Origin of the sequence: Vibrio sp. YMD68, from assembly GCF_029958905.1 — a bacterium.
GTDB lineage: Bacteria > Pseudomonadota > Gammaproteobacteria > Enterobacterales > Vibrionaceae > Vibrio.
Genome location: NZ_CP124613.1, coordinates 442,082 through 462,101, shown reverse-complemented (window position 1 = coordinate 462,101; position 20,020 = coordinate 442,082). Strand labels below are relative to the sequence as shown.

Here is a 20,020-nt window from a genome sequence, read left to right as displayed (position 1 = left end):
GGCGTAAAGACATTCATAAAATGCTTACACTACCCTGTCGCCTATTGAGTGACTGTACCTAATTTTGGGGTTCATTCTTTACTGTGCTTTTTTACGATTAAAGGTACTCACATAGATACGCTGTCGGTGTTATCACCTTAACATCAAACGAGGAATTACCTTCTACGTCAAACGCTTCACCTGCCTGGAAAGTAACCCAATCAGCATCATCACGACGTTTAATGGTTAACGCACCCTTAACTACTGTCATTTTTTCAGGTGCACTTGTACCGAATGTGTATTCACCTTCAGCCATTACCCCAACACTGCTTTCCGCGCCTTGCTGAGAAAAACCTAAAGACTTTACGCCGCCTTCAAAATACTCATTTACTTTGATCATTCATTATTCCCTGTTAGATAATGCTCCTTTAAGGATCCTATATCCTTAACTGCTAGCCTTATGTTTTAACCAATTATGGTATCGAACTCAACATAGAATTTTCTGTCGACACTGTTTATAAGCCATGTTGAACGACTCTAAACATGGCTCTGAGCAAAACTCTTAACAAAGAAATCCAGAAAAGTGACGCCTTTCGCTCTATCATATAAGTAGTTCATTTGGGCTAGAGATCATATTTTTTCATCAACTGTTTGATTGAATAGTCGATATAGGACAACCTGAATTTTCATCGTCATTTTTAATGTGAGTACATAGCATGGCTACAGTCAGGGGGAAGCCAATAAGCAAGGCGACGCCAAAAAGGAAACGTAACCCGATGATGACCAAAGAGCAGGTAATAAAAAGTGCCATTTTTTCTGTCATGGCGATCTTTGCTGTCTTATTTGCATCATTAACCTACTTCAGCTATCAAAACTTTATTAACCCTAAACATGTCTATGGCAATTGGATAGAAATTGGCTCGCCAAAATACAATACCGATGTACTGTTGTTGTCTGACACTGGTGTGTATAGGAACAAACGGTTAATCACAACTAGGTTTGAATTCAACGGAAAAAGAATAGAACTAGAAACAGGAAAGGGCGTGTTTATTTATGAATTAGCAGGAACACCAAATTCGCCCCAGTTGAAACGCATTTATCCTGACAGTCCAACAAAGCGATTTATTAAAGAGGGTTACGAAGACACCGTATCTAACGAAAGTGGTGGTGGAAAAAATCGTCGAGCCGCTTTATCTGAACATTTTAGCCAACCGTAATTTTGCTCTTTGCTCGCTTCTTTCTTTAACAAACGCATTCATGCTCTAACTCATTTTAATATCAAGAGTTGGTTGGTTTTAATATCAAGAGTTGGTTGGGTGTTTAATGCAGAAGAATCCCTTTATAATCATCACAGACACTGACTAACAAAGATCATAGCAATGGATGCATTTCTTAAACAGATCCACCATTTTGTCCTCTCATTCTCCCAAACCGAGGGGAACAGTATTTTTTTTATTACCGCGGCAAGTCTATTTGCTTGGGTCACATGGCGTATTCTTTTTACTCGTTTAGAAACACTGACAGAAAAAACGTCATTCCAATGGGATAATCTAACGTTAGGTGCGCTAAAAACCCCGATTAGTACGCTCATCTGGTGTTGGCCTGCCACGATTTCCTTAGGCGTATTTCTACAAGGACATTTCTCAAGCGACCTAAACTGGCTAAATACATTGAAGCTAATTCTGGTCATCAGCATATTCGTTTGGATAACGCTCAGACTCATACACAATGTTGAAGAGTATGTCCTCAGTAAAAAGAATCGGGATGAAACGACCGTTCAAGCGCTCGCCAAAGTGGCTCGGCTGTTTTTTGTCACCATTGGTTTACTGACGACAATGCAAGCATTCGGGCTCAGCCTTTCTGGTCTGCTTACATTTGGTGGTGTGGGTGGTTTAATCGTCGGTTTAGCTGCTAAAGATCTTCTGTCTAATTTTTTCGGTGGGATGATGATATATTTTGACCGCCCGTTTAAAGTCGGGGATTGGGTACGCTCACCCGATCGTCAAATTGAGGGGACGGTAGAACGTATCGGTTGGAGAATGACCATTATTCGTACTTTTGATAAACGACCTCTGTATGTGCCAAATTCCGTATTTAGCAGTATTGTTGTAGAAAACCCTTCACGAATGCAAAATAGACGCATTAAAGAAGACATTGGGATTCGTTATAACGACAGCAGTAAAGTAACATTGATTGTGTCTGACATAAAAACTATGCTCAAAACCCACCCAGACATCGATAGTAAACAAACTTTGATCGTCAATTTCAACGCGTTTGCGCCTTCGTCTCTTGATCTTATGGTGTATACCTTCACGAAAACCGTCAATTGGGTTCGCTTTCACGAAGTCAAACAAGATGTACTACTGAAGATTCTAGCGATTATTCACAAGCACGATGCCAATATCGCATTCCCAACTCAGACTCTCAATATTAACTCCCTGGATATTAACCAACAGGATATTAACCCAAAGGAACTGCGTGAAACCAGCCCCTTAACCCAACCAGAAGATCACCTTTAAATAAAAAATAGCTGTGTTCTAGGTGAACACAGCTATCACTGACAGGCAAAATAGAGTGAGCAATTCATGGTCATTCGTTCCTAATGACTCTCGCTCTCACAAGCCGTTAATTACCGGTTGGCTTTCTCAATTCGCACTGCTGCTTAACGTAAACTTTTTGTTCGCTCGTCATCGAACTCCAATCAAGAATTTCCTGCAAAGTTCGGTAGCAACCTAAACAAAGATCTTTCTCATTCAAACAACAGTTACGGGTGCAAGGTGATGCAATTTCTGCACGCTGATTTGATTGGTTGTTTGAATAATTGTTTGAATCCATCCTGTTTTGTACCCTAGTTTTGTTAAGCGAAACCGGTTATTACTCTTGAAAATCAGCGGTATCAGTAGGACGAAGTTGACGTTGTACACCCATAAGGAAATTGCGTAGGATTTGATCTTTACACTCTCGATAATGCTTATTTTCAGGCTTACGGAAGAATGAGCTCAGTTCGTGTTTGCTGAGTCTAAAATCAACAAGCTGCAAAATATCTAAAATGTCTTCTGCTTTTAAGTTCAGTGCGATACGTAATTTTTGGAACACCATATTATTGTTCAAATTACTTTCTGGTTTTGGTTGCTCACCTTCACGCTTACCACGTTTCAAATTAATCAAGCCATTCAAGAATGAAGAAAAGTCTGTATTTTCAAGTTTGATAAAGGATTCATCTTCTTCTTTTTTCAACCAACCCGCGACTTGCTCTTCAGTGACTTCTAAATCAGCAAGAGAAAAGATCTCAACCATTGTGGTGTTTTTAAAATCAAAGGTATAACGGATGCGACGTAAAATATCATTATTGGTCAAAATAGTTCCTAGTCTTAGGTAAGCCCAGCACAATCAACACGATTACTGGAAGAGCGGCGATTTTAGCAGAGTTAGCTCTATCTGCCCTACATATTATTATCCTTCCCAATCTACTGTTTAGAAGAAAGCAGCTCATCTCTTTCATCACGGCATTCATACGAGCCCATCTCAAACTCTCTGCAAATCAAAGGTCGGTTCTCGTAAATCGTGCACATTAATGTCTCTCGATCGACCGCAGAACACCAACCATCATCGAGGCGTAACATGGTTTCTCCGCCCCATTTATCATAGGCAATATGGTGTTCTGGCACTCCCGTATCGGTAAGAATGACCACTTCTAGGCGGCAGCAGCACGCTTCGCAATTGGAGCATAATATTTCTGGGGTTATATTTTTAATTGGTATAGTCATTAATATCCACTGCTCACATCTTCAATATGGCGCATAGTACTCCAAACTGACGACTTAATCGAAATTCGTTTGCTATATAGCCAGTGTTAACCTTAATTTGAAATAACCACAGTATCTAAATTACGAGTACACAGTATCCAAATTGCTAGTATTAGGTATTAACTAGGGTTTCGATTGCTAAACGATTCAACTTCCTTAGAAGTCAAATAGCGCCAATGGCCTTCTTCTACATCTAATTGTACTTCCCCTATGCACTCACGATGCAATGAAATAACTCTGTTACCTATGGCTGCAAACATTCGTTTTACTTGGTGAAACTTCCCTTCTGTTATCGTCAGTAGGACTTCTTTCGGACTGACTACCTCTAGAATGGCCGGTAGCGTCAGTTTTTGCTCACCTTGCAATTTGATTCCAGTACGGAACTTACACGCCGCATCGTCAGCGATGGGCTTTGATAGCCCCACACGATACACTTTATTGCATTGTCTACTTGGCACGGTAATGTTGAATGACCAGCGTCCATCATCGGTTATCAGCACCAGTCCTGTTGTGTCCGCATCTAACCGACCTGCGATATGCAGTTCAGACACATTGTTCACATTGAGATAGTTGAATACAGATGGGTACGCCTCATCAATATTTGAGCAAACGGTACCAGCAGGCTTGTGCATGAGGATATAACGAAATTCACGTGGCTTTAGTAATTGTCCATTTAAGGTTACTGCGTTGTTTTCATGAACCTGGACAGATTCTTTCAAAGTAACGTTACCATTGACGCTCACCTCTCCGCCCCGAATACAACTGATGGCCGCTTCTCTTAGCAACTCAGTACTTTTACAAATAAACTTATCTAGACGCATTACATGAACACTCTGTCAGTCCATTGCCAATAGGGTTGGGATTGGCATTAATAAAGTCAGTTAACATGAATGCGTAGGGAGCACGCAAGCGTAAACTGAAGGCAATAAAAAAGGAGAGCCTAAGCCCTCCTTTTTCGTAACCATAAACTGCTAATTAAAGAGCAGCTTTTGCTTTTCCAACGAGTACTGCAAATGCAGCTTTGTCGAATACAGCGATATCAGCAAGGATCTTACGATCGATTTCGATAGACGCTTTCTTAAGACCGTTGATGAAACGGCTGTAAGACAAACCATTTTGACGAGACGCAGCGTTGATACGAGCAATCCAAAGTTGACGGAATTGGCGTTTCTTGTTGCGACGGTCACGGTATGCGTATTGACCAGCTTTTGTAACTGCTTGGAAAGCTACGCGGTAAACACGTGAACGTGCTCCGTAGTAACCTTTAGCTTGTTTAAGAACTTTCTTATGACGTGCACGAGCTTGTACACCACGTTTTACGCGAGGCATTATGCTTCTCCTAAATAAACGATAATTAAACTAAAAAGAATTAAGCGTATGGCAACATACGTAGAACTGCAGCTACTTCACATTTAGGAAGAATTGCATTTGGACGCAGTTGACGCTTGTTCTTAGTAGTACGCTTAGTCAGGATGTGACGTTTACCAGCGTGCTTAAACTTAATACCACCAGCAGTTTTCTTGAAACGCTTAGCAGCACCTTTGTTGGATTTCATCTTAGTCATGATGAATAACTCCGCATTGTTGAGTAGTTAATAACATAGTAATCAGGGCGAACAAAATACACCCACTGAAACAGCAGGTGCATTATTGCTACTTGTAAGGCCTTTAATTACTTCTTCTTTGGCGCCAATACCATAATCATCTGACGACCTTCAATTCTCGTTGGGAAAGATTCGACTACTGCAAATTCTTCAGTATCCGCTTTCAAACGATTAAGAACGTCAACACCGATGCTTTGGTGGGCCATTTCGCGGCCACGGAAGCGAATTGTTACCTTCACTTTGTTGCCGTCTTCAAGGAAACCTGTCAGGTTGCGTAGTTTTACCTGATAGTCACCCACATCAGTCCCAGGACGGAATTTAATTTCCTTAATCTGGACCTGCTTTTGCTTCTTCTTCTGCTCTTTCGCAGCTTTGCTCTTCTCGAAGAGGAACTTACCGTAGTCCATCACACGACAGACTGGCGGCTCGGCGTTAGGGCTGATCTCTACGAGATCCATACCAGCTTCATTAGCAGCTTCAAGTGCTTCTGCAATTGATACTACACCAACGGCTTCACCGTCAGCGCCAGTTAAGCGAACTTCACGAACGCCACGAATATCACCGTTTAAACGGTGCTGGTTTTGTTTGGCCGGTTGTTGGCCACGTCTTCCGCCTTTAATAGCTATTCCTCCAGATTGAGCTTACGGCTTGAAACCTCGGTGCGGATGTAATCAATAAAATCATCCACTTTAAATTTACCAAGGTCCTTGCCCTTACGAGTACGTACTGCAATTTCTCCAGCTTCCATTTCCTGGTCGCCACAGACAAGCATGTACGGAACACGTTTCAAAGTATGTTCGCGGATTTTAAAGCCAATCTTCTCATTTCTCAAGTCCGCTTTGACTCTAAATCCACTTTTTTGCAGTTTTTTTGTGATTTCTTGTACATATTCAGCTTGTTTGTCAGTAATACCCATGACAACGGCTTGTTCTGGCGCCAACCACGTAGGGAAGAAGCCAGCGTACTCTTCAATTAGAATACCAATAAAGCGCTCTAGTGAACCTAAAATCGCTCGGTGAATCATCACTGGCGTATGACGCTCGTTATCTTCACCAACGTAAGTGGCACCTAAACGTTCAGGTAATGCAAAATCAAGCTGCACTGTACCACATTGCCACGCTCGATCTAAGCAATCATGTAATGTAAATTCAATTTTCGGTCCGTAGAATGCCCCTTCGCCTTCTTGAATATCAAAAGCAATGTTCATTGACTCTAGCGCTAGCTTTAGATCCGCTTCAGCGCGATCCCACATTTCATCCGAACCCACACGTTGCTCTGGACGAGTAGACAGTTTCACAACAATGTTTTCAAAACCAAATGTTGTGTAAGTATCGTAAACCATCTCGATACATGCTTTTACTTCTTGTTGTACTTGCTCTTCTGTACAGAATACGTGGGCATCATCTTGAGTGAAGCCACGCACACGCATAATGCCATGCAGCGCACCAGAAGGCTCATTACGGTGACAAGAACCAAACTCCGCCATACGCAGCGGTAAGTCGCGGTATGACTTCAAACCTTGGTTAAAGATTTGAACGTGACCCGGACAGTTCATTGGCTTAATCGCGTACTCACGGTTCTCAGAACTGGTGGTGAACATCGCTTCTGCGTATTTGTCCCAGTGACCAGAGCGTTCCCAAAGAACACGATCCATCATCAATGGACCTTTTACTTCTTGGTAATCATATTCGGTCAATTTTTCACGAATGAAGACTTCAAGATCACGGAAGATAGACCAACCATTATGATGCCAAAACACCATGCCTGGTGCTTCTTGCTGCATGTGGAAAAGATCTAGGTGCTTACCAATTTTACGGTGATCACGCTTAGCCGCTTCTTCAAGGCGTGTTAGATGCGCCTTAATGGCTTTCTTATCGTGGAAAGCCGTACCGTAGATACGTTGCAGCATCTTGTTGTCGCTGTTACCACGCCAGTATGCACCCGCAACATTAAGTAGCGTGAAGTGCTGACAGAAACCCATATGCGGTACGTGAGGGCCACGACACATATCGATGTATTCTTCATGGTGGTAAAGTCCTGGACGATCGTCACGAGCAACATTCTCATCCAGGATTTCAATTTTGTAGTTTTCACCGCGAGCTTCAAATGCGTCACGAGCTTCCTGCCAACTTACGTTCTTTTTAACGACCTGATACTTGGTTTTCGCCAACTCTTTCATGCGCTTTTCAATTTTATCGAGATCATCTTGCGTTAGTGAGTGATCTAAATCGATATCGTAGTAAAAGCCATTGTCGATGGTTGGGCCGATCGCCATTTTCGCTTCTGGGAAAAGTTGCTTAATCGCGTGACCAAGAAGGTGAGCACAAGAGTGACGAACGATCTCTAAACCATCGACTTCGTCTTTGGCTGTAATGATTTCAAGGCTTGCATCATTTTCAATAAGGTCACACGCATCAACACGATTACCGTCTACACGACCAGCAATGGTAGCTTTAGCAAGACCAGGACCGATAGATAGGGCAACATCGAGTGTTGAAACAGGTGTGTCAAATGGGCGCTGACTGCCGTCAGGAAGAGTAATAATAGGCATTAGTTGTCCTTTACAGTGGTGTTGCATACCAAGCAACACATGAAAATTTTAAATATATTTAATTCAACCAGTTAGATAACTGATTGTGGATATATGTATGATTTTGGTCGAATTTAGATGCAAATACAGATGAACCTTAGAAAAGACCGTCACGCATTGTAACGGATTTATATAAAATGACAATAAACTGGTCATGCGGAAACCAGCAAGCAAAGCACTGTCCTAATCGGTGATTAACAAAACTAGCCTCATCATATTGAACCTTGCTGTGTCACTATGATCTAGAATTCTAGAGCTATTCAGTTTACGCTCCGGGAATCAGAGCACTGTCCTCACCACAGCATAATAATATTTACGACACTATACCCAGTTAAGCTTCACCGCAAGACAATTGCCATTTACTGTAAAACATTACATTCAGTTAAAATCATCTTTACTATTATTAGACAAACTCATGCTATTAATTTAACTAACTTAGGGTTCGCGAACAAATACAGCTATAGATAATAAGGCGTAAATCCTTATATTCACAGATGGAAATGCGGATAGTTCGACACAAGTTCACCAATGAATATGTCTCAATCTTTGCTTATCCTTTCGTCTGGGTAACAGCTTCGAAGGGCAATAAAATCATCTATGTTATGTAACAACAGCGATGACATAGTGGGATCAAATTGTTTACCTGCTTCTTCCTCAAATAGCGCAATCACATCAACCATCTCCCATGGTTCTTTGTAACAACGTCTGCTTAGTAAAGCATCGAAAACATCTGCCAATGATGTCAGTCGTGCAAACACATGGATATTTTCGCCAAATAAGGCATTAGGATAGCCTTTGCCATCCCACCTCTCATGATGTTCGTGTGCGACGAAGGCAGCTAAAGAAAAGAGCTCTCCTTCACTTTTTGAAAGCATCTCGTAACCGATACTAGTATGGGTCTTCATAACCCCCCATTCTTTATTATCTAGCTTGCCTGGTTTTTCAAGAATTGCTTCAGATATTCCAATTTTACCAACGTCGTGCATTGGGCTCACTATTTCCAACATCTCAACCTCTCTGTGTGAAAGGCCATACAACTTACCAAGTAAGGCTGACATTTGGGCCACACGCTTTACGTGGTTCCCCGTTTCACCAGAGCGAGTTTCTATCGCCTCTCCTAACATTAGGATCATTTCTTTCTGTACCGCTAACGTTTTGTTTCTAAGGGTTAATATTTTTCTTGTATGGTTGGCAATAATTCGCTTGTTTCTAATCCAAGCCCCCTGAAGAAAAATAACAATGAGTAAAGCTACGAAGACAGTAGTAATGACAATGATTGCTTTTTGGTACTCCTGCCAGATTGATACTGGTTTGTTTAAAAATAAAGAGTTTTCAGGTAGTAGCTTAGGGTCAATTTGATGCCTAACAACAGCGCTATAATCAATAATGGGCCGATAAGACGTTTCTATATTATTATTACTTAGTACACCCAAATCGAGATAGGCACTCAAGGTTTCGACTGCTAACTCTCCCAATCTTTTTGAGTGGTTGACGTAACCACCAAGAACACCGTTACGTAGATAAAAGTTCCAAAGCACAAAGATTGGCGCATTGCTTTCTTGACCTAGAGCTTTGCTTACCTGATTGTAGGTATAATAAACGTTGTCATTTAATTGAGTATTGAAATGAGTAAGCAAAATCACGTCGTTGGGCTTGAGAGTCTGAGCAAATTTCTTAGCCTCCTCTAGCGATAAGTCCGTTATTTCTAACAACGGCACGTTACTTATATCGCTCTTTGCATGCTCTTGCTTTACTTGCTCAGATAAAAGCTTACCGCTAGTTGTCAAATCATGAAATAGGTATATTTTCTTTACGTTTGGGATAATTCTTTTTATAAGTGTTAGATTACTATTGATATTGTCTTGTGAATAGAAAACTTTAGCGCGTCTACTCAAGCTACTCGCGTTGAGCAGAGCGTTGTTTATTCCAACCGCTACGACAGGAGTATCCTTTATTCCCCTGGGGTATAACTCTAAGAATAGATTTGCTGCGTTATCATCCGTGATAATAACGCCGTCAAACTTGTAATGCTTATACTTGGCGGTGAAGTACTGCTTGAAAGATTCCAGGTAATTGGATGATAAGTTCCGCTTACTATCCATATACTCAACGGATAGTTTTACTTCTCTACTACTGTTTGACAAGGAGGATTCAATTCCTTCCTGGAGGTCTTTAGTCCAATGATAAGAAGGGTCATAAGAGTGGAGGACGAGTATGCGGGCCAAATCATTTTGAGGCAAAGCAAAAGCAGAAGAAGAGTAAAGACAAAGCAGAATGAGCACAACTCGCTTCAATATTTTCCCACTATAGTTCATTGGCATACGTCCCCCTAAAGCTATCAACTGCTTTAAAGCTTAGAAGACAAATGAGAATTTTAATAGTGTGGAACGAGCAAGGCGACTTTTGCAGCAGTTAAAACACAAAGTTCTAAAACATCAGTTGCGACTGACGCTTTTGCGACTCAAGAGCAAGCTTACAATGCTGGATATGACCTCATGGAAGAGTTCAAAACAATGCCAACCAATCAGCTGATGCAAAAACTGCCGATTCATGAAAATAATGTCCAGACCCCGATTGTGACTGTCACAGAGACAACAGTCACAATCCAGGAATTTACCAAGGAACGTAGAGAAGTTCAGTACCGGGCTGTGGTTGAAGTCGATTATCAGTATAAATATCGCGAAAGCCGCAATAGCTAGTTATTCGTAATTAATCCTCAAGCGACAAAAGGCAACAAGAAATAGATAATGAAACATATCTAGGACTTTTTAACGGAAAAACACTTAAGATCGCATGAAAGCTAACTGTTTTCTTTTGGCTTCTGCTGCTCATTTTCATGCTTATACCCCATGGTTCTGAGGTTTTGGCCATGAACGGTATTTTTCATCATTTCCCACAGCCCAGACAAGAAAGCTTTATGGGCTTCACCGCGCCGAATGTATCTCATGTGAATGAAAATATACATGGTAATAAACACGGCTAACACAATGGTAATCCCATACGCTTCATTCAAACTCATGATGTTCAATATATCATCCTCAATAACAACACTTACTCGCTTCTAACCTTGAACACTTCTAGCCTTACTTCTAACAACGAGATGATTGCGATTATCACGGCTAGATTTAATCAAGGTTTCACTGGTATCCATAGTCGAGGATTTAGCCAGGCGATCGTAAAGCAATACATTGACCGAAGCGGCTAAGTTCATACAGCCAATGGTTGGCACATAAACCACATGATCCGCTCGGTCTGCCACATCTTGAGAAATGGATCCGTCTTCAGGGCCAAAGATATAGATTGCTTTATCTGGGTGCTCAAATTCAGGTAATGGGGTGGCGCCTTCTGCAAAGTCCACGCAGACAATGCGAGTATCATCGGTCAGGTTATCTAAAAAAGAGTCAACACCTTTAAGCGGTATTTGGCTAGCGACATTATTCGTGTCGGTATGAAACTTCGAGGCTTTCTCATAACGCTGCCCCGTATATTGCACTTCATCCGCTTGGTAGCACCCTGCTGCACGCATGACAGCACCGACATTTGACGGACTTTTAGGGTTTGTTAGCCCAATGATGACACGGGTATTTTTCATGGCTTATCTCGACAACCGACGGGCATTGGTGACACCAGAATCATTGATATCACGATAAATGAATTGAAGACGAGATACTAACAAATGCGGATTTACAGTGAAAGGTGAAAACTAAGCGGTGTTTCCCCCATTAAACATTCCGTATACTACCCACTCCATGACGTTAAGCCCAATTGAGCCCTTTTTATGATTACTTTGCACACCAACGTTGGCGATATTCAGATCCAATTAGATACAGCGACAGCGCCAGTCAGCTCAAAAAATTTTTTACGATACTGCCAAGAAGGGTTTTATGAAGGCACGATATTTCATCGTGTTATCTCAGGTTTCATGGTTCAAGGTGGTGGACTTACGGCCGATCTGAACGAAAAGCCAACCCGACTTCCGATTGTGAACGAAGCGAATCGAGGGTTAAAGAATCTCACCGGCACCATCGCAATGGCTCGCACTGAAGCGCCTCATTCTGCAGCGGCAGAATTCTTTATCAATTTAGCCGACAACCCATGTCTCGATCATACTGAGACAACGAACAAAGGTTGGGGGTACGCTGTTTTTGGCAAGGTTTCAGTAGGAATGGATGTCGTCCAGTACATTGCCTCACTAGCAACAGAAACCCGCAATGGTTACGATGATGTACCCAGTGAGACAGTGATCATTGAAAAAGTGATTATTCAGTCAAACTAAGACCAGAGACGCCTACAATAGCGTTTTTACACTCTTTCTTTCTACTAATGTGGGTTCGAGCTGAACGACGACTGTGTCATTGCTGTTTTTTTCTAACTTGTTCAGCAAGGTGTCCACGGCGGCTTTTCCTAAACGATATTTAGGCTGATGGACCGTTGTGAGTGACGGCGTCATAAATCTAGCAATATGAATATCATCGTAACCAATGACCGAAATATCCTGTGGTATATTAATATTATGTTCATTGGCGGCGTTGATCACACCCATGGCCATCATATCGTTACTCACAAAAAGAGCACTCGGTAACGGGCCCTTATTATTCATGGTATTGAATGCGCTATAACCACCTTCACATTCAAAATCCGCTTCAACAATCCAGCGAGGATTGATCTCAAGCCCCGCTTCATTCAGCGCTCGTTTGTAACCTTCATAACGCATTTGAGCTTGATAGCGATTCAAGGGACCAGTAATACAGCCTATGTTTTTATGGCCTGCATCAATCAGATACTTGGTTGCCATATACCCACCACGCAATGAGTTGTCTTGAATCTTATCGCTAGAGAACAGCATTGGGCCCCAATCCATCACGACAACAGGAATGTCTGGGTAACGTTCAAAAACATCGACACGTTGGCCTTCGAGTGTTGAACACATCAGTATCACGCCATCGACACGCTTTTGCAGCAAAGTGTTGATCGACGCTTTCATTCGGTCACTGTCCCCTTCTGTGTTGCAAAGAATCAAGTTGTAACCTTGCTGATAACAACTGCGCTCAACGCCTTTTACCACCTCACCAAAAAACGGGTTAGTCGAGGTCGTCACCAGCATGCCGATGGTTTTTGTTCTGTTCATTTTGAGGCTGCGAGCCAAAGCGGAAGGTGCGTAATTAAGCTCTCTTGCTGCATCGTTGACCCGCTGTGATATTTCTTCACTCACATAGCGAGATTGGTTAATGACATGGCTCACCGTAGAAGTCGAAACACCTGCTAATTTTGCTATGTCTTTCATGGTCGCCATATGGGTATCCTTTATTGGTCTGAGAAGCTGTTTTGTACCTTGCTCTCTACTCGTTTTCAATCAAAAATGCGTCAACCTCTTCTCTGGTTGGAATCGAGGTTTGCGCACCGAAACGAGTAACGGAGATCGCAGCTGCGGCGTGAGCAAACTTTATGGCTGATTCTAATTGCATATCTTCTAATAAGCCAGTGATCAGTGCACCATTAAATGTATCTCCCGCTGCTGTTGTATCTATCGCATCCACCTTAAAACCGGGGATTAACTCTCCACGTCCATTATTACTTAACCATACCCCCTTGACACCTAGCGTAATCATCACAATTTCAATGCCTTTGGTATGCAATACATCTGCGGCTTGTTGGGCCGTATCATTATCTGTCACCGTGACCCCAGTAAGGACTTCCGCTTCTGTTTCGTTCGGGGTAATAACATCAACACATTGCAGTAATGAGTCGGGTAAATCTCGTGCTGGAGCTGGGTTTAGTATCACGCTCGTTCTACTGTCTTTCGCAACCATTGCCGCTTTTTCGATGCCATCTAACGGCGTTTCTAATTGCATTAACAGATACTTAGCCTGGCGAATGTGTTCAAGGTCGGGCTCAATAGCATCGGCGCTTAACTTCGCGTTCGCTTCTGCTGAAATACAAATACTATTTTCGCCGCTCTCCGAAACGTGAATCATAGCAATGCCCGTAGGACAATTAGGCTGTATTTTTACACCGCCAGTATTAATACCATCAAACTTAAAGCTTTCACGGATATTAATGCCAAAAGCATCGTCACCCACGCAAGCAATCAAACCGATATCCGCATTTAATCGAGCAGCGGCAACGGCTTGGTTCGCCCCTTTACCACCAGGGATCACTTGATAGTTGCGACCATGTAACGTCTCGCCTGGACGAGGAAAGGAAGGCACTTGAAGAACATGGTCAGCGTTGACACTACCTAATACCACTAACTGATTCATACGATTATCCTCGGTTCTAAAAACCTAATTTGAGTACGATAAATGTGAGTGGGGATCCACTCGAAAACGGATGTTTGTATGATCTATGGCGTATATTAACGAGAACATACAAACATCAATTTTGCTCTCCTCTTACTTCAATTCACTTAAAAAAGAGAAGAGCAACGATTGATAATGACGTCTAACTCATTTGAGTGACGACGTTACATTCACTTATTTCGCCACCACTTTAAGGGGAACTGGAATGTACTCTTGAACCGTTTCTCCTTTTAGGACTTTAACAGCGGTTTCTACACCTAACGCACCAATAAGGTCTGGTTGCTGTGCCACTGTTGCTGCCAACATGCCACGATTTACCGCCGCAATACCGTCATCTGTACCATCAAAGCCTACAATCATGATGTCTTTGCCTGACGCTTGCACAGCACGTAATGCGCCCAGTGCCATCTCATCATTTTGGGCGAATACCGCTTGCACATCAGGGTTAGCCGCGAGCAGGTTTTCCATAACGTTTAGGCCTTTAGTGCGATCAAAATCAGCAGGTTGACTCGCCAGTAATTCCATCTCACTGCCGTTCACTGCATTCATGAAACCCTCGCCACGTTCACGTGCTGCCGACGTACCGGCAATGCCTTCAAGTTGGATCACTTTTGCTTTCTCACCGACTTTTTCCATAATGTAGTGACCCGCGATTTCACCGCCCACCACATTGTCTGACGCAATATGGCTAACCACTTCTCCACGGCTTGCACCACGGTCAAGAGTCAAAACCGGAATATTTGAACGGTTCGCGATACGGATCGCATTCGATACTGCGTCAGAATCGGTTGGATTAATCAAAATGGCTTTCACACCGCGGACGGTTAAATCTTCTACGTTTGAGAGTTCTTTACTTGGATCGTTTTGCGAATCTAAAACGATCAAGTTGTAGCCTAATTCTTCGGCTTTCGCTTCCGCTCCATCTTTCATTGTGACGAAAAAAGGATTATTGAGCGTAGACAGCACAATCGCCATGGTATCTTGTGCCTGAGCAGATACCGATACGGTGGAAGAAAGGAGTGCAGCAGAAATAAAAGTAGCAAGTTTTTTCATCGTTATAGTCCTTTGTGTACTTTATGTACTTTATGTACTTTATGTAGAGGGGGGAACCCAGCTCGTTGGTTATTCCACTTCGCTTGGTTCATTTTCGTATTTTTAGCTCAAACCGTTTGGCCGAATACGTATTGGTTTAATTCTTGTTGATTCCGTGATCTATTTTCTGTTTATCCCACAACCTCGATGCTGACATGTCATCACCGAGGCTGTTCAACTTTGGCTACATATCTGGCTACTTATTTTTGTTATCAACCAGTACCGCTAGCAATATCACAACGGCTTTAGCGATCATCTGGAAATAAGAAGAGACATCTAACAAGTTAAGTGCGTTGTTTAAGAACCCGATGATCAGAGCACCAATTAGGGTTCCCATAATTCGCCCCTTACCGCCCATCAAGCTTGTTCCGCCAAGCACGACTGCTGCGATAGCATCAAGTTCATAGCCCATACCTGCTGTAGGCTGGGCAGAAGAAAGACGGGAGGTAATGATAATGCCAGCAACAGCCGCTAACATACCGCAAATGGCGTACACACCGATTTTCACTCTATCGACATTGATACCCGAAAGGCGTGCCGCCGATTCATTGCCACCAACAGCGTAGATATAGCGTCCAAAACGGGTGTGATTAAGCAGATACCAGACCGCGGCGAAGACAAAAACCATCAACCACACGGGAACTGGGATGCCCAATGTGTAACCCGTACCAAACCAAGCAAAGGCATCTGCTGTATCCGTAAACCCTGTAGAGATTGGGCGGCCATCGGTATAGACCATAGTGACACCACGCAACAGAGTCATGGTGACCAGGGTGGCGATAAACGCTTGAACCTTGCCTTTGGCAATAATAACTCCGCTTATTGCGCCAAGGGCTGCGCCGGCCAGCAATGATGTAGGCACTGCAATCATGACGGGCACTTCCATCCCTATCATCGTGGCTGCGAATGCACCGCACAGAGCCAATACCGAACCAACGCTGAGATCAATTCCGGCGGTTAAAATAACCAGTGTCATCCCAACCGCGATGATGGCATTCACCGACGTTTGGCGAAGAATATTGAGAATGTTGTCGACCGTAAAAAAGTTCGGGTTTAAGAACGAAACAACAGCAATCAAAAACAGCAGAGCAATTAATGATTTTTGTTCAATCAACCACTCTTTAGTAAAGAATGCCTTACTGCCGTCTTGTGTTTTTTTCGTTGCGTTCGTTGTGTTAGTAGCGTTGGCACTCATGCTGCTTCCTCATTGATCTTTTTGCCTACCGCACAAGCGAGTAGTTTTTCCTGGTCGGCATCTTTGACATCAAACTCGCCACTGATACGCCCTTCGTGCATCACCATGATGCGGTCACTCATTCCCAAGACTTCAGGCATTTCAGACGAGACCAATATGATGCTCATGCCTTCCGACTTAAATTTGTTAATCAGTTGATAGATTTCTTTCTTTGCACCAACGTCAACCCCGCGAGTCGGTTCATCTAAAATGAGGACTTTTGGCCGCGTCATCAGCCCTTTCGCTATCGCTACTTTCTGTTGATTACCACCAGACAAGTTGCCAATGATTTGATCGCGTGTGGGGGTTTTGATGTTGAACAGACGTATAAAGTCTTCAACTGCTATGGCTTCATCTTTATGTTGGATTTGACCATTTCTGCTTAATTTATCGAGCGCACTGAGTGACATGTTTTCTTTGACAGACAGGCCAAGAACCAAACCATCCCCTTTTCGGTCTTCAGAAATATAGGCAATCCCATTGGCTAATGCGTCTTGCGGGCTAACAGGATTGATGGTTTTGTTATCCAGATTGATGACACCACATTCACTGGGCAAAGCACCAAAAATGACTTTCATCAGTTCAGTCCGTCCCGCTCCCATTAAACCTGAAACGCCCAAAATCTCTCCACGTTGAAGGGTAAAGCTCACATCGTGAACACCTGACCCGGTTAGACCGGAGACTTCCAGACAAATATCGCCATGTTCGACATTCACTCTTGGGTATTGATCCTCAAGTTTTCTGCCCACCATCATTTCAATCAAACCGTCTTCATCGGTATCGATAACTGGGCATTCACCAATGAATTTACCATCGCGCAACACCGTGATGTCATCACAGATTTCAAAGATTTCTTTCAAGCGATGTGAAATGTAAACAACGCCACAACCTTGGTCGCGCAGTTCATTGATGACCTTAAACAAGGATTCTGTTTCAGTATCAGTGAGGGCATCCGTCGGTTCATCCATAATGATCACTTTTGACTCGAAAGAGAGCGCTTTGGCAATTTCTACCATCTGTTGCTCACCGAGGCTCAAATCACCAAGAAGTTTGCTAGAGCTGTGCTTTACATTTAATCGAGCCAATAGTTTATCGGCTTCTTGATACATTTTTTGCCACTGAATGCGACCTAACGGGCTGGTAAATTCTCGCCCTAGAAAAATATTTTCTGCAATCGTCAGTTCTGGGATCAAGTTAAGCTCTTGATGAATAATACTAATGCCCGCTTGTTGTGAATCTCTTGGGCCCTTGAACGTGGTTGCCTGGCCTTGATAGTAAATATCACCCGCATCTAACGAGTAAATACCCGTCAACACTTTCATCAAGGTGGATTTGCCTGCGCCGTTTTCTCCCATCAGCGCCATTACTCGGCCGGGATAGACGTTAAGGCTCGCTTTATCGAGTGCTTTCACACCCGGAAATGCTTTTTCCATCGCGTTTAACTGTAAAATAGCTTGAGTCATGTCATGCCCTCAATAAGAAACCGGAAGCGTTAAACTTCTTATGGATTAAAAAGTAACGCCAGCTTGAAAGATCACGTTTGCATAAGGTGTGCATTCACCAGTACGCACAACGGCGCGACTGTGCTGTGTTCGCTCTTTAAACTCTTCATGTGATACATAATGAATCGAAATAGACTTACCCGATCCTTGTTCTTCAGCTTTTAATTTGTCTACCAACTCTTGATGATGCTTAGGGCTTACTGTGGCAAATTCTTCAGCGAGGATCACCCCTTCAATTTGAGATTCAGACAGAATCACGCTCACCGTTTCAAGAAAGCTAGGAACACCGTGAGTAAGGGCCAAATCAATCCGAGTCACTTCATCAGGGATAGGCAAGCCTGCATCGCAAATCGTGATTTCATCGGTATGACCTAGCGTTGCCACTAGGTAAGAAAGATCCGCATTGATGAGCGTACTTTTTTTCATTTTTTGACCCTAAAATTAGAATTTGATTAAGACATCATTCATGTCTTTTCCGTGAGAATGACGGTATTTTTAAACCAGGAAAACAATCATCGAAACGTTTCGATGAATAATAGTTATCTGTTTTAAGTTTGCAAAGATAAGAAAATAAATTTGTGATTTTGATCTTTTAAATTAAAAAAGGGAGAGAAAAAAGGGTGATTATTATCACTGATAGCTCAATGACTATTGATTGATTTAAAGTATATCGGATTCGAATCTTGCACGTCTCGCTTGTGCCAGAGAGCAACTGGTTTTCTGCATTAATTCGTTTAATGTCATCGAAGGGTGGGTATCGATTATCTTAACAAGCCTCACTTCCATCGACTCTAGGGGGGTGCTTGATCTGACTAAGATGGATTCGATTTTTTTAATCACTGAGCGTAAAGACTCTTCTTCTAAAGAGTTCAACACATCCAAAAACTGAGTTAGCGAACTTGCAGTGCCTGTCATCTGCCAATGCCGAGAGCGGCGAACTCGATTCAATGTGCAATCGTATTGTGAAGCAACGAGTTTAAGTTGCTTCACTCGCTCTCCACCCAAGCGATGAATAAGAGAAGGCAATGGAACAAGCACGGTTTCATCGGTCATCATTGAGCACGGTTACTAAAAACGATGCAGTTAGAGTAACGCAATGGCCTAATGAAAATCAAACGGGTGAACTCGACTCGAACGTGTTTACTCACCCACTATTCTATCCCGATCAAACTGCACTCTCTTTTAGCATGCTGTATGTCTAAATCAGAATCTAATTAGCGACGTGTTTACGTGATTTAACCACCCGATAAAGTATTCCAATCACCGCAATAATCATCAGACTAACACTCCCTGCCATCACTGATTTCGACAGTAACTCCTGATACTCACTCATGAGTGGATTCGTCATCACCATTTTACCAATCAGCAATAGCACCAAGCACCAGATCAGAGAGCTAGAAATGCTGATCACTAACGTACGCCATGGATTAAGCTTTGATACCCCCATCAACATAGGTGTTAACACACGAACAAAAGGAATAAACCTTGAAATAAACAGTGATAAAAAGCCGTACCTGTCGAGCAAAGATTTGGCTCTAGGTAACGACTCCTCAGGCAATATTCGATCTAGAAACACCACAAACTTAGTCTTTTCTAAAAATCGACCTTGAAAGTAAGCACACATGCTTCCAAACGAAGCAGCTAGGCACAGGAGGGCGAGAGCAGGATAAAAACCAAAAACACTTAAGCCAATCATTCCACCGACAAACAGTACTAAGCTATCTCCTGGAAATGGCAGGAAAACGAAGCTTGATTCTATAAAAAGTATCAAACCAAGCACCATTAGAAACCACTTGAGTGAGCTTATTTGTTGCAGTGCTTCAAAATCTTGATGCCAAACTGCGAGTAACATTTCTTGCATATTAATTGAGTCCTACCAAATAGAATTAACCCTGTACAGAAAGTTTCCTGCACA

24 protein-coding genes and 1 pseudogene are annotated in these 20,020 nt (G+C 42.7%); 5 read left to right on the top strand and 20 right to left on the bottom strand.

All coding sequences use genetic code 11. The annotated features are described in order from the left end of the window. Positions 1–97: 97 nt before the first annotated feature. Positions 98–379 (bottom strand): pyrimidine/purine nucleoside phosphorylase, encoded by a 282-nt coding sequence (locus QF117_RS02065; protein ID WP_282385875.1) that lies wholly within the window; start codon positions 377–379, stop codon positions 98–100. Positions 380–758: 379 nt separating this feature from the next. On the opposite strand from QF117_RS02065, the gene QF117_RS02060 reads away from it, so the two are divergent. Together QF117_RS02060 and QF117_RS02055 are read left to right on the top strand one after the other, a co-directional pair. Beyond that, positions 759–1,196 carry a DUF2850 domain-containing protein gene (locus QF117_RS02060; RefSeq protein ID WP_282386118.1) on the top strand — a complete coding sequence of 146 codons (438 nt, stop codon included), beginning with the start codon at positions 759–761 and terminating at the stop codon, positions 1,194–1,196. 162 nt (positions 1,197–1,358) lie between these two features. Continuing rightward, complete coding sequence (locus QF117_RS02055) at positions 1,359–2,498, top strand: mechanosensitive ion channel family protein (RefSeq protein WP_282385874.1); 1,140 nt, start codon at positions 1,359–1,361, stop codon at positions 2,496–2,498. Between the two features lie 106 nt (positions 2,499–2,604). On the opposite strand, the gene QF117_RS02050 is transcribed toward QF117_RS02055, so the two are convergent. From QF117_RS02050 to QF117_RS02010, 9 genes are all read right to left on the bottom strand, one after another. Continuing rightward, the gene (locus QF117_RS02050; RefSeq protein ID WP_282385872.1) at positions 2,605–2,814 is read right to left on the bottom strand and encodes a DUF1289 domain-containing protein; all 210 of its coding nucleotides are present in this window, start codon (positions 2,812–2,814) and stop codon (positions 2,605–2,607) included. Positions 2,815–2,853: 39 nt separating this feature from the next. After that, positions 2,854–3,336: a DUF1456 family protein gene (locus tag QF117_RS02045; RefSeq protein WP_282385870.1), complete on the bottom strand. Its 483-nt coding sequence runs from the start codon at positions 3,334–3,336 to the stop codon at positions 2,854–2,856. A 110-nt stretch (positions 3,337–3,446) separates the two neighbouring features. Then, positions 3,447–3,746, bottom strand: coding sequence for a YkgJ family cysteine cluster protein (locus QF117_RS02040; protein WP_282385869.1), 300 nt, complete (start codon positions 3,744–3,746; stop codon positions 3,447–3,449). 158 nt (positions 3,747–3,904) lie between these two features. Beyond that, positions 3,905–4,606 (bottom strand): pseudouridine synthase, encoded by a 702-nt coding sequence (locus QF117_RS02035; RefSeq protein WP_282385867.1) that lies wholly within the window; start codon positions 4,604–4,606, stop codon positions 3,905–3,907. 154 nt (positions 4,607–4,760) lie between these two features. Then, on the bottom strand, positions 4,761–5,114 hold the full coding sequence (gene rplT, locus QF117_RS02030; protein WP_017034714.1) for a 50S ribosomal protein L20: 354 nt from the start codon (positions 5,112–5,114) through the stop codon (positions 4,761–4,763). Positions 5,115–5,154: 40 nt separating this feature from the next. Beyond that, on the bottom strand, positions 5,155–5,349 hold the full coding sequence (rpmI, locus tag QF117_RS02025) for a 50S ribosomal protein L35 (protein ID WP_017034715.1): 195 nt from the start codon (positions 5,347–5,349) through the stop codon (positions 5,155–5,157). Between the two features lie 107 nt (positions 5,350–5,456). Next, positions 5,457–6,008 (bottom strand): translation initiation factor IF-3, encoded by a 552-nt coding sequence (infC, locus tag QF117_RS02020; protein ID WP_083188639.1) that lies wholly within the window; start codon positions 6,006–6,008, stop codon positions 5,457–5,459. 2 nt (positions 6,009–6,010) lie between these two features. Then, positions 6,011–7,939 (bottom strand): threonine--tRNA ligase, encoded by a 1,929-nt coding sequence (gene thrS, locus QF117_RS02015; protein ID WP_282385863.1) that lies wholly within the window; start codon positions 7,937–7,939, stop codon positions 6,011–6,013. 578 nt (positions 7,940–8,517) lie between these two features. Next, positions 8,518–10,299: an HD domain-containing phosphohydrolase gene (locus QF117_RS02010; RefSeq protein ID WP_282385862.1), complete on the bottom strand. Its 1,782-nt coding sequence runs from the start codon at positions 10,297–10,299 to the stop codon at positions 8,518–8,520. 129 nt (positions 10,300–10,428) lie between these two features. On the opposite strand from QF117_RS02010, the pseudogene QF117_RS02005 reads away from it, so the two are divergent. Next, a pseudogene (locus QF117_RS02005) lies at positions 10,429–10,677 on the top strand (DUF3316 domain-containing protein); the annotation flags it as partial. Between the two features lie 101 nt (positions 10,678–10,778). Here QF117_RS02005 and QF117_RS02000 read toward each other — a convergent pair. Beyond that, on the bottom strand, positions 10,779–10,997 hold the full coding sequence (locus tag QF117_RS02000) for a hypothetical protein (RefSeq protein ID WP_282386114.1): 219 nt from the start codon (positions 10,995–10,997) through the stop codon (positions 10,779–10,781). A 42-nt stretch (positions 10,998–11,039) separates the two neighbouring features. Beyond that, positions 11,040–11,570, bottom strand: coding sequence for an RNA methyltransferase (locus QF117_RS01995; RefSeq protein ID WP_282385861.1), 531 nt, complete (start codon positions 11,568–11,570; stop codon positions 11,040–11,042). A 186-nt stretch (positions 11,571–11,756) separates the two neighbouring features. On the opposite strand from QF117_RS01995, the gene QF117_RS01990 reads away from it, so the two are divergent. After that, on the top strand, positions 11,757–12,254 hold the full coding sequence (locus QF117_RS01990) for a peptidylprolyl isomerase (RefSeq protein ID WP_282385860.1): 498 nt from the start codon (positions 11,757–11,759) through the stop codon (positions 12,252–12,254). Between the two features lie 12 nt (positions 12,255–12,266). Here QF117_RS01990 and QF117_RS01985 read toward each other — a convergent pair whose 3' ends face one another. From QF117_RS01985 to QF117_RS01955, 7 genes are all read right to left on the bottom strand, one after another. After that, positions 12,267–13,271: a substrate-binding domain-containing protein gene (locus tag QF117_RS01985; RefSeq protein WP_282385859.1), complete on the bottom strand. Its 1,005-nt coding sequence runs from the start codon at positions 13,269–13,271 to the stop codon at positions 12,267–12,269. A 46-nt stretch (positions 13,272–13,317) separates the two neighbouring features. Then, positions 13,318–14,238, bottom strand: a complete 921-nt coding sequence (rbsK, locus tag QF117_RS01980; RefSeq protein WP_282385858.1) for a ribokinase — start codon at positions 14,236–14,238, stop codon at positions 13,318–13,320. 213 nt (positions 14,239–14,451) lie between these two features. Next, positions 14,452–15,330, bottom strand: coding sequence for a ribose ABC transporter substrate-binding protein RbsB (gene rbsB / locus QF117_RS01975; RefSeq protein ID WP_282385857.1), 879 nt, complete (start codon positions 15,328–15,330; stop codon positions 14,452–14,454). A 235-nt stretch (positions 15,331–15,565) separates the two neighbouring features. Continuing rightward, positions 15,566–16,564: a ribose ABC transporter permease gene (rbsC, locus tag QF117_RS01970; protein ID WP_282385855.1), complete on the bottom strand. Its 999-nt coding sequence runs from the start codon at positions 16,562–16,564 to the stop codon at positions 15,566–15,568. Then, complete coding sequence (rbsA, locus tag QF117_RS01965) at positions 16,561–18,066, bottom strand: ribose ABC transporter ATP-binding protein RbsA (protein WP_282385852.1); 1,506 nt, start codon at positions 18,064–18,066, stop codon at positions 16,561–16,563. Before rbsA ends, rbsC begins: the two co-directional genes overlap by 4 nt. 45 nt (positions 18,067–18,111) lie before the next feature. Continuing rightward, complete coding sequence (rbsD, locus tag QF117_RS01960; RefSeq protein WP_282385851.1) at positions 18,112–18,531, bottom strand: D-ribose pyranase; 420 nt, start codon at positions 18,529–18,531, stop codon at positions 18,112–18,114. Positions 18,532–18,765: 234 nt separating this feature from the next. Then, positions 18,766–19,095: a ribosome recycling factor family protein gene (locus QF117_RS01955; RefSeq protein ID WP_282385849.1), complete on the bottom strand. Its 330-nt coding sequence runs from the start codon at positions 19,093–19,095 to the stop codon at positions 18,766–18,768. A gap of 35 nt (positions 19,096–19,130) precedes the next feature. Here QF117_RS01955 and QF117_RS01950 point away from each other — a divergent pair, with 35 nt between their 5' ends. Then, complete coding sequence (locus QF117_RS01950; RefSeq protein WP_282385847.1) at positions 19,131–19,307, top strand: hypothetical protein; 177 nt, start codon at positions 19,131–19,133, stop codon at positions 19,305–19,307. Between the two features lie 8 nt (positions 19,308–19,315). Here QF117_RS01950 and QF117_RS01945 read toward each other — a convergent pair whose 3' ends face one another. Then, positions 19,316–19,966, bottom strand: a complete 651-nt coding sequence (locus QF117_RS01945) for a DedA family protein (protein ID WP_282385846.1) — start codon at positions 19,964–19,966, stop codon at positions 19,316–19,318. Between the last annotated feature and the right edge of the window lie 54 nt (positions 19,967–20,020).